We start from the raw sequence: 12,380 nt of genomic DNA, 5'->3' as shown, positions 1-12,380 counted from the left end.
CCAGGCAGCGGTGCCGACAGACTGTTTCCATACTGACTCGCCGCCGACAAGTGTAGCGAAGCAGGGCCTGTTCAGGGAACTCCCCGCCCCCGCTCCCCCGCCTGCAACTCCACCGCCACTTCCCGCGTCTTTCCCTCCCGCTGCACGGTCAGTTTGGCCACGTCGCCGATGCGGCGTTCGTCCAGCTGGGCTTGCAGTTGGGCCACGGTCTTGACCACCTTGCCGTCCACGGCAGTGATGATGTCACCCGCCACCAGGCTGCCATCGGCAGCGCGGCCCAGGCCTTGCAGGCCGGCGCGCTCGGCTGCGGAACCGGGTAGCACGCGCAGCACCACGGCGCCTTCGGTGCCCAGTGCCCGCAGCAGGCGCGCGTTCACGGCTTCGTCCAGCTGTACGCCCAGCGCGGGTGGCAGGTATTGGCCCTTCTGGATGATCTGCGGCACCACGCGCATCACCGTATCCACCGGCACCGCAAAGCCGATGCCGGCCGAGGCCCCCGAGGGGCTGTAGATGGCGGTATTGATGCCGATGAGGCGCCCAGCCGAGTCCAGCAACGGGCCGCCCGAGTTGCCGGGGTTGATGGCGGCATCGGTCTGTATCAGGTGCTCGATGGTGCCCTGGCCCTGACCCTGCCTGTTATCGCTGGCCAGCGAGCGGTCCAGCGCCGAGATGATGCCGGTGGTGAGCGTCCAGTCCAGCCCGAAGGGGTTGCCGATGGCAAACACCTTCTGCCCCACCTTCAGGTCGGCGCTGGTGCCCACGGGTACTGCGGGTGGGCGCTTGAAACCCACGCCGATGCGCAGCACCGCAATGTCGTGCGCCGGGCTGGCGCCCACCAGGGCGGCCTGGTAGTCGCGCCCGTCCGAGAGCTTGACGGTGGCCGTGGAGGCCCCTTCGATGACGTGGTAATTGGTGACCACATGGCCCGCGTCGTCCCACACGAAGCCCGAACCGGTGCCGCGCGGCACCGACATCACGTTGCGGCTCCAGGCGTCGCGCACCAGTTGCGCGGTGGAGATGTACACCACCGAGTCGCGCGACTGCTCGAACAGCGCAATGGTGCTGCGCTCGTCGGCCGCCAGCTCGCCGCGCGGCGTGACGGTGCGCTCGGCGGCCTGGCGCGGGGCGATGGCGGATTCGATGGTGGGCAAGAAATGCCACAGCAGCATCAGCGCGGCGATGCAGGCGGTGATGAACAGCCAGCGCTGCACAAAGCGGTCGTCGCGAAGCGGGCGGGGCGGGGGCGAATACGGGTCGTACATGCGCGGTAGATGGCGGCGCAGGCTGGCATTGCAAGGGGAGGCTTCGTCATTGGCGTTTAGGTGCCAAATTGGCCTCTAGCCCAGGTAGATATTGCGCAGGCAGCTACCAAATGCATAGCGGCTGTGAGGCCCGGCTGCCTGGCATGTGCCGCCGCCTAGAATGGCGGCCCCTGTTCCCTCGCGTCTTCCGTCATGTCCATTGCTGCCCTGTCTCCGTCCCTGGTCTGGAACCACTTTGCCACGCTGTGCGCCATTCCGCGCCCCTCGCGCCATGAGGCTGCGTTGCGTGAACACCTGGTCGCCTGGGCCCAGGGCCGTGGGTTGCAGACCGAGGTGGATGCCGCGGGCAACCTGCTGATCCGCAAGGCCGCCAGCCCCGGGCTGGAGCATGTGGCGCCGCTGGCGCTGCAGGGCCACCTGGACATGGTGTGCCAGGCCAACAGTGGCACGGTGCATGACTTCCACACCATGCCCATCACCGCCGAGGTGGTGGACGGCTGGCTGGTTGCCAAGAACACCACGCTGGGCGCCGACAACGGCCTGGGCGTGGCCCTGGCGCTGGCGGCGCTGGAAGACGATACCCTGCAGCACGGCCCGCTCGAAGTGCTGCTAACTGTGGACGAGGAAGCCGGCATGGGCGGCGCCCACGGCCTGCAAGGCGGCTGGCTGCGCGCCACGCGCATGCTCAACATCGACACAGAAGAGTGGGGCGAGTTCTACCTGGGTTGCGCGGGTGGGGCCGATGTGGAGGTGCAGGCCCAGTGGCCTACCGAACCGGTGGCCGCGGGGCACGCGCTGTGGACGCTGTCGATCAGCGGCTTGCGCGGCGGGCATTCGGGGGTCGATATCCACCTGCCACGCGGCAATGCCAACCGCCTGCTGGCCCAGGCCCTGCAGGCGCTGCAGTTCGCCTTGGGCGATGCGGTGCAGCTGGTGTCGCTGCGCGGCGGCACGGCACGCAACGCCCTGCCGCGCGAAGCCCGCGCCGTGCTGGCCGTGCCAGCAGCGTCGGTGGAAACGGCGCAGCGCCTGGTGGACGTGCTGGCCCAGCAATGGCGCCGTACCCTGCTGGTGGCGGGTGGCGAATCCCAGGTCCAGGTGCAGTGGTCTCCTGCCGCTGGCGAACCTGCCCAGGCCGTGACCTCGGCGGCCCAGCGCAGCCTGGTGCAGGCCCTGTGCATGGCACCCTACGGCGTGCGCGCCATGAGCCCGCATTTCGCCGGGGTGGTGGAAACCTCCAACAACCTCGGGGTGGTCGATCTGCAAGACGGCCAGTTCAGCGCCAACCTGATGGTGCGCTCGCTGCGCGACGACCAGACGGCGGCACTGGCCGAGACCATCGCCGTGGTGTTCCGCAGTGCGGGTGCCAGCGTGACGGTGGACGGCCACTACCCGGGCTGGACGCCGAACCCGAATTCGGCCTTGCTGGCCCAGTGCCAGGCCGTGTACGCGCAGACTTTTGGCGAAGCCTCGCGCCTGCAGGTCATCCACGCCGGGCTGGAGTGCGGCATCATCAACGCCAAGTACCCGGGCATGGACGCCGTGTCTTTCGGGCCCACCATCCGCGGTGCCCATGCACCGGGCGAGCGGGTCGAGATTGCCTCGGTGGAGCGCTGCTGGACGCTGCTGCGCACGATCATCACCGCGCTGGCGCAGCCGGCCTGATCAGACCATCTTGCCGGGGTTCATCAGCCCCTGCGGGTCCAGCGCCTGCTTGATGGCGCGCATGGTGGAAAGCATCACCGGGTCCTTGTACTCCACCAATTTCTCACGCTTGAGGCTACCGATGCCGTGCTCGGCGCTAATCGACCCGCCGCGCGCCTTCACCAGTTCGTACACCACATGGGCGATGGGCGCTTCCATGTCGCGCAAGAAGGCTTCGGCGTCGCTGCCCACGGGGGCCTGCACGTTGAAGTGCAGGTTGCCGTCGCCCAGGTGGCCGTAGTTCACCAGACGCACGCCGGGGCAGGCGGCCTGCAGGGCGGGTAAGGCCTCGTCCACGAACTCGGGGATCGACGAGATGGGCAAGGAGATGTCGTGCTTGAGGTTCAGGCCCTCCTGGGCCTGCGCCAGCGGAATGCTCTCGCGGATGTGCCACAGCGCGTGCGCCTGGGCCACGTTCTCGGCCACGACGGCGTCGAGCACGCAGCCTTCCTCGATGGCCTGGCCCAGCAGGGCCTCGAAGCGCTCGCGGGCGTGGCTGGCCGATTCGAGGTCGGAGTTTTCCAGCACCACGAAGTAGGGCGCGGCGGTCTCGTCCAAGGTGTCGATGAAAGGAATGCGCTGCTGCGGGAAGTGCTTCTGCACCAGGCTCAGCGCAAAGCGGCCCATCACCTCGAAGCCGGTGAGGCCGGCATGCAGCTGGCGGTGCGCCAGGGTCAGCAGTTCCACCGCGCTCTGCAGCGAATACACGGCGGCAAAGGCGGTGAGCTGTACGTTGGGCAGCGGGCTGAGCTTGAGCGTGGCCGCGGTGATGATGCCCAGCGTGCCCTCGGCGCCGATCAGCAGGTGGCGCAGGTCGTAGCCGGTGTTGTCCTTGCGCAGGCCGGTCAGGTTGCTCCACACCTCGCCTTGGGGCGTCACCACCTCCAGGCCCAGGCACAGTTCGCGCGTGTTGCCGTAACGCACCACCTGGGTGCCACCGGCGTTGGTGGACAGGTTGCCGCCGATGGTGCAGCTGCCTTCCGAGCCCAGGCTCAAGGGGAACAGGAAGCCGGCTTCGGCACAGGCGTCCTGCAGGGTCTGCAGCACGCAGCCTGCTTCCACCGTTACGGTCTGGTTGCCTGTGTCGATCGCTCGGATGGCATCCATGCGTGTGGTGCGCAGCACCACCTGGGTACCGCTGTCATCGGGTGTGGCGCCGACCACCATGCCGGTGTTGCCGCCCTGCGGCACCACTGCCACCCCCGCTGCTACGCAGGCGCGCACCACCGCGGCTACCTCGGCGGTGGAAGCGGGGAACACCACGGCCAGGGCGCGGCCGCGCGCACGCTTGCGCCAGTCCTGCTCGTAGGGGGTCAGGTCGTCGGTGTCGGGGGTGCGCACGTGGGCGGCGCCCACCAGCGAGCGCAGGGTGTCGAGAAGGGCTGTGTGCCGGGCGTTCATGCGGCGGCCGTTTCGGTCAGGCCCCGGGCCTTGGCGGCTGCCAGGCGCACGCGGATGTGCACCACGCAGGCCACGAACAGCACCACGGTGAGGGCCACTTCGGCCAGGGCGTAGTAGTTGCTGGGCGCAGTGTCACTGTAGGCGCGTACCACGCCCTCGGTGAAGTAGAGCCAGATCCACAGGCTCAAGGCGCGGTAGGTGTACATGCGGTGCTTGAGCAGGCCCGCCAGCGGCAGGCACAGCGGCAGGGCCTTGAACGCGATCCAGGAGCCACCGGGTTTGAGGGGTGCCAGCACCAGCTCCCAGGCCAGGCACAGGGCAATCAGGGCCAGCAGACTGGCTACGGCGACCCAGCGGGCCAGGTCAGCAAGGGGAGGCGGGGCATTGGGAGCGGGGGTGGGCGAAGGGCCCGAAGCAGTCTGATTCATGGAACTGGCATCATAGCGGGCTATGCAATTCCTTACCCGTCTGCGCCAGTGGCTGGCCGAGATAGCGCGTGTGCCGTGGATCGACGCGGTGCTGACCCTGCGCGAGCGCTTCCGCGAAGACCGCCTGGCGCTCACCGCCAGCTCGCTCACCTTCACCACCATCATCTCGCTGGTGCCCTTCATCGCCGTGGCGCTGGCCGTGTTCACGGCCTTCCCGATGTTCGCCAAGTTCCAGGACGTGCTGCAGAAGTGGCTGATCGAAAGCCTGGTGCCGGACAACATCGCCAAGCAGGTGCTGGGTTACCTGAACCAGTTTGCCGGCAAGGCCAGCAAGCTCGGGGCGGCCGGTATTGCGGTGCTGTTTGGCACGGCGCTGGCCTTGATGTTCACCATCGACCGCACGCTCAACAGCATCTGGCGCGTGCGTTCGCCACGCCCCTTTGCGCAACGCGTGCTGATCTACTGGACCGCCATCACCCTGGGGCCGCTGATGCTGGCCGTGAGCCTGTCCATCACCTCCTACGCGGTCTCGGCCAGCAAGGGTCTGGTCGGGGCCATGCCGGGTGGCGTGGGCCTGCTGCTGGAAGTGGTGCAGTTCCTGCTGGTGGCGGGCGGCATGGCGGCCCTGTACCGTTTCGTGCCCAACACCTCGGTGCGCTGGGGCCATGCCTGGATGGGTGGGCTCTTTGTCTCGACCGCCATGGAACTGGCCAAGAAGGCGCTGGCCCTGTACCTGAGCAAGGTGCCCACCTATTCCATGGTGTATGGCGCATTTGCCACGGTGCCGATTTTGCTGGTTTGGATCTATGTGGCCTGGATCATCGTGCTGCTGGGCGCCACGCTCACGGCCTACATCCCGAACCTGCTGGCGGGGGCACACCGCATGCGCAGCGGACCGGGCTGGCAGTTCAGCCTGTCACTCGACGTGCTGCGCCTGCTCGATGCTGCGCGCGCGCAGCCTGAGCGTGGGCTGAGCATGGAGCAGCTCGGTGGCCAGCTGCGGGTGGACACCCAGCGACTGGAGACGGTCATGGAGGCGCTGCAGGCGCTGGACTGGGTCGGCCTGCTGAGCGAAGGTGACAGCCAGGAACATGGTGCGCGTTTCGTGCTGCTGGCCGACCCCGCCACCACCCCCCTGCAGCCGCTGATGCAGCGGCTGCTGCTGCCACCCCCTGCGCAGGGCAAGAATTTGTATGAAATTGAGCGCTGGCCCGCATTGAATCTGCGTGATGCGCTCTGAAAACTGTAGCAACGTGGATGCCCGGCATGCATGAACATGGATTGCTGGGGCTGGCACTGGCTCCGCGCACGCGCCGCGTGCTGCAGGCGGTGCTGTACGAGGTGGTGGCCATCAGCCTGGTCACGCCCGCCATCGCACTGGTGTTCGCGGAAGGGGCGGGCTCGGCCCTGGGCCTGTCGGTGCTGATGAGCAGCATTGCGCTGGCCTGGAACTACAGCTTCAATGCCCTGTTCGAATGGTGGGAGCGGCGCCAGACCGTCAAGGGCCGCTCGCCGCTGCGCCGCCTGGTGCACGGCATCGGTTTCGAAGGCGGGCTGGGTCTGTTCCTGATTCCGGTGATGGCCTGGTGGCTGCACATCGGCCTGTGGCAGGCCTTGCTGACCGAGCTGGGTTTCCTGCTGTTCTTCATGGTCTACACCGTGGCCTTCACCTGGTGCTTCGACCACCTGTTCGGCCTGCCCGAGTCGGCGCGCTAGGGCAGTAGCACACCCCCGTGGGTACCGCGGGTCGATGCTAAGCTAGCCGGGTCACCACCTTCGCACGTGCTCCATGCCCCGCAAGACCAAAAGTTCCTCATACGGTTTGCTCGCGCTGTTGGCCTTCCTGCCGCTGGCCGTCCTCACCCTGGGCTCCCTGTACATGCTGGGCATGACCTACCTGGAAGGGCAGCCGCGCACGTTTCTGGAAGGCCTGCAATGGGCCTCCGAGACCATGACCAACACCGGCTATGGCCACGACAACCACTGGGCGCACCCGGCCATGGCGCTGTTCGTGATCATCACGCCCTTCATCGGGCAGATGCTCATCTTCCTGATCTTTCCGGTGCTGGTGCTGCCCTACTTTGAAGAGAAGTTCGAGGTGCGGCTGCAGCACGAGCTGCCCCCCATAGCGGGCAAGGTGCTGTTCTACCGCTACGGGCCCACGCTGGAGTCGCTGCTGGTGGACTTCAATGCCGCCAACAGCCCCTTCGTCATCTTCGAGGAAGACCCGCAGCTGGCGCGCAGCCTGCGCGACCGCGGCTACGAGGTGGTGCTGGGCAACCTGGCCGACGACCCGCAGGCGCTGCAGCGCGTGGCCCAGGCGCGGGCCGTGGTGTGCAATGCCGACGACCACGCCAACGCGGCCTGCGCCATGCTGGCACGTGAGCACGGCTTTACCGGCCCCTTGTTCGCGCTGGCGGATGACCCGCTGTACCGCGCTCCCATGCTGCAGATCGGCGCCACCGAAGTGTTCACGCCGGCGCACGTGCTGGGTGCTGCGCTGGCCTCGCGCGCCAGCACGCAGATGAGCCCGCAGGCCGAAGGGCTGCACCTGCTGGGTGCCCAGCTGGCGCTGGCCGAGTTCCGGGTGCGCGCCGACAGCTCGCTGGCCGGCAAGCGCCTGGGGGACTTGCGTCTGCGTGAGCTTCACGGGGTGTCGGTGATCGGGCAGTGGCTCGGTGGCGTGTTCACCACCGCCAAGGGGCCCGACACGCGCATCGAGGCCGGGGCCATCCTGGTGGTGGTGGGAGTGCAGGCCAACCTCGATGTGGTGGAGCGCATGGCCTTGCCCATCCGCCGCCAGGGCCCCATCGTGGTGGCCGGCTTCGGCGCCGTCGGGCAGAAGGTGGCCGAAATGCTGCGTGATGCGGGAGAGCGCTGCATTGTCATTGACCGCATGGCCGGCCCTGGCGTTGACGTGGTAGGCACGGTGCTGGATCGCATCTGTCTGGACCAGGCCCGCGTGCGCGAAGCCAGTGCCGTGGTGCTGGCCTTGAGCGATGACGGCGAGTCGGTGTTTGCTACCGCCGTGGTGCGCGACTACGCCCCCGAAGTGCCGCTGATCGTGCGTGTGCTGCGCACCCCCAACATTGCCCGGCTCTACCGCTCGGGAGCGGACTTCGCGATTTCGGTGGGCCAGGTCACGGGCCAGATTCTGGCGTTCCACCTGCTCGACGAACAAGGCGCGCTGATGGAAAACCACGTCAAGATCCAGCGCCTCAAGGGCAATGCACTGGTGGGACACCACCCCTGGCACAGCGAAGCCCTGGAGCGCACCGGGGCCAAGGTGGTGGCGGTGGAGCGCGCCGGCGTGGTGCAGGTGGAGTTCGGGCCGGAGTTCACCGTGCATGGCGACGATGTGCTGTTTGTCTGTGGTTCGGCCCACAGCCTGGAACGCTTCCAGAACGAATTTGCCGCAGATACTGCCGCGGCCTGAGCAGGGTGGGCAGCGCCCCTAGGGCCGCAGAAAACCCTTGAGCGCCGCCAGCAACTCTTCGGCGGTTTCGGTCATCTGGTGGTGGCCGCCGGGCAGCTGCACCACGGTCGGGTGGGCGCATTTCGCGATGAGGCCCTGTGCTGCTTTCGGGGTGGTCATCTGGTCCACCGCGCCCAAGGCAAACAGCACCGGGCAGGTCACGCGTTCCATCGCTGCCTCGCCACCCGCATAGGCGTCGCAAGCCTTGAAGCCGGTGTGGAACAGGTTGACGTCCCGGTTGCTGGCCAGCACGCGCTTGCCCAGCGCCATGCCGGCGCCAAACACCCAGGTGCCCGGGCCCAGGGCCGAGGGCGGTGCCGCCAGCGTGGAGCGGGAAAAGACGTTGACCATCTCCAGCGCCTTCATGGGTGTGTTCAGCGAGGCGTCGAGCAGGGCAGGGGACACCTTCATGGGAAACGCGGTACCCACCAGCACCAGCTGCTTCATGCGGTCGGGGGCCCGCCCCGCCGCTTCAAGGGCAATGAGCGAGCCCATGCTGTGGCCGATGAGCGTGGCCTGCTGCAGGCCGGCCGCGTCCATGAGCGCCAGCACGAAGTCGGCCGCGTCCTCGATGGTGGCGGGCGGCGTGCCCGCGCTCTTGCAGTGCCCGGGCAGGTCCAGCGCCAGCACGTTGTAGCCGTGGTGGGCCAGGTAGCGGGTCTGCAGGATCCAGACGCTGTGGTCGTTGAGCACACCGTGCAGGAAGATCAGTGTGGGCTTGGCCGCATCGAAAGTCTTGCCGCCGGTGTAGCAGTAGGTGGCAGCGTTGTTGACGGTAAGGTACATGGCAGTGTCCAGACGAATTCGGGGTTCAAATCGGGCTGTAGCCCGCGTGGAATATGCGTAGCCAGCTATTCATTGCATAGCGACTGCTGATGGCGACGGTCGCGGCCTTCATGCTCTTTCCGCGGCCTTGAGCGCACGCTTGAGGTCGTCGATCAGGTCGGCGCTGTCTTCCAGGCCGATCGACAGGCGAATCGTTCCCTGCCCGATGCCGGCGCTGGCCAATGCCGCGTCGTCCATGCGGAAGTGGGTGGTGCTGGCGGGGTGGATCACCAGGCTGCGGCAGTCGCCCACGTTGGCCAGGTGGCTGAAGATCTTGAGCGTTTCGACAAACTTCTGGCCCTGGGCGCGGCTTCCTTTCAGGTCAAAGCTGAACACCGAGCCGGCACCGCGCGGCAGCAGCTTTTGCGCCAGCGCATGGCTGGGGTGGCTTTCCAGCAGCGGGTGGCCCACGCGGCTCACCAGGGGGTGGCTGGCCAGGAACTCCACCACCTTGGCCGTGTTGGCCATGTGGCGCTCCATGCGCAGGCCCAGAGTCTCGATGCCCTGCAGGATCAGCCAGGCCGAATGCGGGCTCATGCAGGCGCCGAAGTCGCGCAGGCCTTCACGCCGTGCCCGCAGCAGGAAGGCACCTACCGTGGACTCTTCCGAGAACACCATGTTGTGGAAGCCCGCATAGGGCTGCGTCAGCTCGGGGAAGCGGCCGCTGGCTTCCCAGTCGAAGTTGCCGCTGTCCACCACCACCCCGCCGATCACGGTGCCGTGGCCGCTGAGGAACTTGGTGGCCGAGTGGTAGACCAGGTCGGCGCCATGCTCGAAGGGCTTGATCAGCCAGGGCGAGGTCAGGGTCGAATCGACCAGCAACGGAACACCGGCGGCGTGGGCGATATCGCTCACGGCCGCAATGTCGAGCACATCCAGGCCTGGGTTGCCCACGGTCTCGCCAAAGAACAGGCGGGTGTTCGGGCGCACGGCGGCGCGCCAGGCATTGAGGTCGCCGGGGGGGACGAAGGTGGTGTCGATGCCAAAGCGCTTTAGGGTGTAGTGCAGCAGGTTGTGCGAGCCGCCGTACAGCGCCGTGCTGGCCACGATGTGGCCGCCGGCACCCATGAGCGTGGCGATGCTCAGGTGCAGCGCTGCCTGCCCGCTGGCAGTGCTGATGGCCCCGATGCCGCCTTCCAGCGCCGCCATGCGCTGCTCGAATACGGCATTGGTGGGGTTGCTGATGCGGCTGTAGACGTGGCCGGCGCGTTCCAGGTTGAAGAGCGAGGCTGCGTGGTCGCTGGACTCGAACACGAACGAGGTGGTGAGGTGGATGGGCACGGCGCGGGCGCCGGTGGCGTCAATCGTGGCCCCGGCATGCAGGGCCAGGGTGTCGAAATTGGGGTCTGCGTATCCGGGCATGGGAACCTTTGTCGGTGGATGATTTCAGACGGCTGAAAACCGGGGCATCTCTCTAGAGACAGGGCTGTCAGCTTGGGTGAGCAATTGTGGGCTATATTTTGCGACTGAACGGCAGGCAGCACGGCCCGCCGCCTGATCGAGGAATCACCATGAAAGTCAGCGACATCCTGCGCGTCAAGGGCAGCACGCTCTACACCATCACCCCCGAACACAGCCTGGCCGAAGCCGCCCAACTGATGGCCGAGCACGACCTGGGCTCGCTGGTGGTCATGTCGCACGGCCTCGTGGTGGGCATGCTGACCTTCCGCGAAGTCATCAAGGCGGTGGTGAAGAATGGCGGGGCCTTCGGTACCACCACGGTCTACCGCGCCATGGACGACGGCCCGCTGATCTGCACCACCGAAACCGACATCGACGAGGTGCGGCGCATGATGCTGGCGCGCCACGCCCGCTACATGCCCGTCATCAACAACCGCATGCTCATGGGCGTCATCAGCTTCTACGACGTGGCCAAGACCGTGGTGGAAAGCCAGAACTTCGAGAACCAGATGCTCAAGGCCTACATCCGCGACTGGCCGGCCGAAGAGGGCGACAAGCGCAGTCCCACGACGCCTTGATGCGCACTGGGCACCGTTCACGCTCGGTAGGCCGTACAGCGCCTTGAGCGCTCGCTTGCAGCGCCAGGGCGTGCGTCGGTGGGGCCAAGGCGGCTCAGTTGCATGGTGATGCGCTGCCCCAGCGACGGCAAATCGCGCTAGCATGGCGCACAAACCCCCTGAGAGGAGTACGAGACCATGCGCACCATGAAGTTTTTCCGCCCGATGCTGGTGCTGATCCTTGCCTGCGTGCAGGCCTCGGCAGCCTGGTCGTTTTCGGTCACCTTCATCAACCCGGGCAAGAGTGACGAGGTCTACTGGCTCACCGTAACCCGCGCCATGGAGGCGGCTGCCAAGGGGCTGGGCATCAAGCTCGACGTCATCTACGTCGAGCGCCAGACCCTGCGGGCCATTGACCAAGCCACCCAGATCGCCGCGCGTCCCGCGGCAGCGCGGCCGGATTACGTGATCATTGCCAACGAAGGCGGTACCGGGCCGGAGATGCTGCGCATTCTGGACGGTGCCGGCATCAAGACCTTCATGGCCTTCAGCGGCATCATTCAGCCGGCCGAGCGTGCGGTGACCGGAGCGCCGCGGGAAAAGTACAAGAACTGGCTCGGTAGCCTGGAGCCCCAAGCCGAGGAAGCGGGCCAGCTGACCATGCAGGAACTGCTGCGCATCGGCCGCGCGCGCAAGCTCCAGGCGCCGGATGGCAAGCTGCACGTGCTGGCCATCAGTGGCGACCGCGCCACGACCACTTCGGTCAAGCGCAGCGAAGCCATGCGCAAGGTGGTGGCAGCGGCACCCGATGCCGTCATCGACCAGGAAGTGTTCGGCGAGTTCCGCCGCGACAAGGCCGCAGAGCAGTCGGAATGGCTGTTCAAGCGCTTTCCCAATGCGAAACTGGTCTGGGCAGCCAACGACCTGATGGCCTTTGGCGCCATGCAGTCGCTGGAAGCGTCCGGTGGTGTTCCGGGCAAGGACGCGATCTTCAGCGGCATCAATACCTCGCGCGAAGCCATGGAAGCGATTCGCTCCGGGCGGATGGACGCACTGGCTGGGGGCCATTTCATCCTGGGCGCCTGGGCGCTGGTGATGCTGTATGACTTCCACAACGGCCGCGACTTTGCCGGTGAGGGCCTGGAGATGAGCCAGCCCATGTTTGCGCTGTTCAGTCCGGACAAGGCCAGGCTCTTCCTCGACCGCTACGGGGAGGGGCGCTTCGACAGTGTCGACTTCCGCAAATTCAGCAAGGTGGTCAACCCCGCCTTGAAGCGCTACAACTTCAGCTTCGAACAGCTGATACGCTGAGCCACTCCACCAGCAC

General features: G+C 66.9%; 11 protein-coding genes. 6 read left to right on the top strand and 5 right to left on the bottom strand.

Annotation, left to right across the window (positions count from 1 at the left end):
- Positions 1–71: 71 nt before the first annotated feature.
- Positions 72–1,262 (bottom strand): S1C family serine protease, encoded by a 1,191-nt coding sequence (locus RQP54_RS00100; RefSeq protein ID WP_315676047.1) that lies wholly within the window; start codon positions 1,260–1,262, stop codon positions 72–74.
- Between the two features lie 192 nt (positions 1,263–1,454).
- On the opposite strand from RQP54_RS00100, the gene pepD reads away from it, so the two are divergent.
- Entirely contained in the window at positions 1,455–2,927 is a 1,473-nt protein-coding gene (gene pepD, locus RQP54_RS00095) for a beta-Ala-His dipeptidase (RefSeq protein WP_315676046.1), read from the top strand.
- Here pepD and RQP54_RS00090 read toward each other — a convergent pair whose 3' ends face one another.
- Entirely contained in the window at positions 2,928–4,367 is a 1,440-nt protein-coding gene (locus RQP54_RS00090) for an FAD-binding oxidoreductase (RefSeq protein ID WP_315676045.1), read from the bottom strand.
- Positions 4,364–4,795, bottom strand: a complete 432-nt coding sequence (locus RQP54_RS00085) for a DUF2069 domain-containing protein (RefSeq protein WP_315676044.1) — start codon at positions 4,793–4,795, stop codon at positions 4,364–4,366. The genes RQP54_RS00090 and RQP54_RS00085 overlap by 4 nt, the downstream gene beginning before the upstream one ends.
- Before the next feature lie 22 nt (positions 4,796–4,817).
- Between RQP54_RS00085 and RQP54_RS00080 the strand changes: the two genes are divergently transcribed.
- The 3 genes from RQP54_RS00080 (at position 4,818) to RQP54_RS00070 (ending at position 8,231) form a co-directional block, all read left to right on the top strand.
- Positions 4,818–6,035 (top strand): YihY family inner membrane protein, encoded by a 1,218-nt coding sequence (locus RQP54_RS00080; protein WP_315676043.1) that lies wholly within the window; start codon positions 4,818–4,820, stop codon positions 6,033–6,035.
- A gap of 26 nt (positions 6,036–6,061) precedes the next feature.
- Positions 6,062–6,511: a PACE efflux transporter gene (locus RQP54_RS00075; protein WP_315676042.1), complete on the top strand. Its 450-nt coding sequence runs from the start codon at positions 6,062–6,064 to the stop codon at positions 6,509–6,511.
- 73 nt (positions 6,512–6,584) lie between these two features.
- A complete protein-coding gene (locus RQP54_RS00070; RefSeq protein ID WP_315676041.1) occupies positions 6,585–8,231 on the top strand; it encodes a potassium channel family protein in 1,647 nt (548 codons plus the stop codon).
- 18 nt (positions 8,232–8,249) lie between these two features.
- Here RQP54_RS00070 and RQP54_RS00065 read toward each other — a convergent pair whose 3' ends face one another.
- Positions 8,250–9,056, bottom strand: coding sequence for an alpha/beta hydrolase (locus tag RQP54_RS00065; RefSeq protein ID WP_315676040.1), 807 nt, complete (start codon positions 9,054–9,056; stop codon positions 8,250–8,252).
- A 108-nt stretch (positions 9,057–9,164) separates the two neighbouring features.
- A complete protein-coding gene (locus RQP54_RS00060; protein WP_315676039.1) occupies positions 9,165–10,457 on the bottom strand; it encodes an O-acetylhomoserine aminocarboxypropyltransferase in 1,293 nt (430 codons plus the stop codon).
- Between the two features lie 149 nt (positions 10,458–10,606).
- Here RQP54_RS00060 and RQP54_RS00055 point away from each other — a divergent pair, with 149 nt between their 5' ends.
- On the top strand, positions 10,607–11,074 hold the full coding sequence (locus RQP54_RS00055) for a CBS domain-containing protein (RefSeq protein WP_315676038.1): 468 nt from the start codon (positions 10,607–10,609) through the stop codon (positions 11,072–11,074).
- Positions 11,075–11,251: 177 nt separating this feature from the next.
- Complete coding sequence (locus tag RQP54_RS00050; protein WP_315676037.1) at positions 11,252–12,364, top strand: ABC transporter substrate-binding protein; 1,113 nt, start codon at positions 11,252–11,254, stop codon at positions 12,362–12,364.
- Positions 12,365–12,380 lie beyond the last annotated feature (16 nt).

Origin of the sequence: Curvibacter sp. APW13 (assembly GCF_032337135.1) — a bacterium.
Taxonomy (GTDB): domain Bacteria; phylum Pseudomonadota; class Gammaproteobacteria; order Burkholderiales; family Burkholderiaceae_C; genus Allorhodoferax.
Note: the sequence above shows the minus strand (reverse complement) of the source record. Positions and strands in the feature narration are given on the sequence as shown.